Raw genomic sequence first — 991 nt, 5'->3', positions numbered from 1 at the left:
AAACCAACCACGACCCTTTGATCTGACTGCCTCACCCTTCGAACTGCCAACTCATCAGGAGCTTCACCATGACCCGCATGACGGCAAAAGACTTCGACCAGGAACTTCTGGATCTGTATGACTATTATGCGCACGGTAAGATCACCAAACGCCAGTTTCTGGACCGCGCCGGTAAGTTCGCAGTGGGTGGTTTATCAGCGGTCGCGTTGCTGAACATGCTCAGCCCAAATTACGCATTGGCACAGCAGGTGTCGTTCAACGATCCCGACATCCATGCAGACTACATCACCTATCCTTCACCGAACGGAACCGGCGATGTCCGTGGCTACCTGGTCCGACCAGCGGGCGTAGAAGAACCCCTGCCTGCGGTGCTGGTCATCCACGAGAATCGCGGCTTGAATCCCTACATCGAAGATGTGGCGCGCCGATTGGCGAAGGCCGGGTTTATGGCATTGGCCCCCGACGGCCTGACGTCGGTGGGTGGATACCCAGGCAACGATGCTGATGGGCGCGAGTTGCAGAAGACAGTGGACCGGGCCGAGTTGATGAACGATTTTTTCAATGGGTTCGAATACCTTTTGAACCGAGAAGACTGCACTGGGAAGGTCGGTGCTGTGGGTTTCTGCTATGGCGGTGGTGTGGTCAGCGCAATTGCCGTGGCCTACCCCGAGCTGGCCGCTGGCGTGCCGTTCTATGGTCGCCAGCCAGCCGCTGAAGATGTGGCAAAAATTCAGGCGCCGTTGCTGATCCAGATGGGGGAGCTTGATGAACGTATCAACGCAGGCTGGCCGGATTTCGAAGCCGCGTTGCAGTCAAACGAAAAGGTTTACGAAGCTTATATCTACGAAGATGCCAACCACGGTTTTCATAACGACAGTACGCCACGCTATGACGAGGAGATGGCAAACCTAGCCTGGAACCGTACCGTTGATTGGTTCAACACCTATCTGAAGTAATTGGGGTAAGATGCCAAGTCAGTCATGCGTTGTTA

The 991-nt window shown here is 55.1% G+C and carries 1 protein-coding gene; it reads left to right on the top strand.

Annotated elements, in window-relative coordinates; all coding sequences use genetic code 11:
• Positions 1-68: 68 nt before the first annotated feature.
• Positions 69-956 carry a YghX family hydrolase gene (gene yghX, locus ACR0L4_RS23670; RefSeq protein ID WP_480515658.1) on the top strand — a complete coding sequence of 296 codons (888 nt, stop codon included), beginning with the start codon at positions 69-71 and terminating at the stop codon, positions 954-956.
• The last annotated feature ends 35 nt before the right edge of the window (positions 957-991 follow it).

The organism is Ruegeria sp. AB5, from assembly GCF_056542645.1.
This window is presented reverse-complemented; position numbering and strand designations above follow the sequence as displayed.

What these genes read in the sequence shown, in the direction of transcription:
- yghX (WP_480515658.1), top strand. Translation starts at nt 69, where the DNA reads ATGACCCGCATGACGGCAAAAGACTTCGACCAGGAACTTCTGGATCTG.